The 539-nt window shown below is 63.6% G+C and carries 1 tRNA gene; it reads right to left on the bottom strand.

From position 1 onward, the window contains the following. Positions 1-430 precede the first annotated feature (430 nt). A tRNA-Leu gene (locus BN903_RS04010) sits at positions 431-515 on the bottom strand. Positions 516-539: the final 24 nt, after the last annotated feature.

Below are 539 nucleotides of genomic sequence, written 5' to 3'. Positions count from 1 at the left end.
AAAACCGCCAGCGACGAGGCTGGGGAGGCGTGAGGTGCGGTCGCTGTGCGGGGCGGGGCTCGAAGGGGCAGTCGCGAGGGCGAAGCCCGCCGCAGTAAGCACCGCAGCGAGTGAGCGAAAGCGAACGAGCGAGGAGCACAGCAAGGCGCGCGAGCCGTCGCGACTGGGGCTTCGGGGATCTCGGTCACGGAGCTACTCCCGTCGAAACCGATCGTGTACTACCGAGCGACTGGGGCTTCGGTAGTCGCAGTCGCGAAATCGCCGGTAGTGAAATTGATCGCGTACTACCGAGCGGCAGAGCTTTGAACGTACTCACCGCCTCAAAAATCGATACAGCGTAACCACTCGTCGCGTAGCGGTCGAAAGGAATTGTGCGTGGGTGCTGTCGTAGAGACAACACCGTGCATCGGTGGGGGTGTGCCCCGAGCGATGCGTGGGACCGGATTTGAACCGGCGGACCTCTACAGGACAGCGCCCTCAACGCTGCGCCGTTGGCCTGGCTTGGCTACCCACGCTCGCGGTCTTTTTCGCAACTCCAC

The organism is Halorubrum sp. AJ67, assembly GCF_000513435.1.
This window is presented reverse-complemented; position numbering and strand designations above follow the sequence as displayed.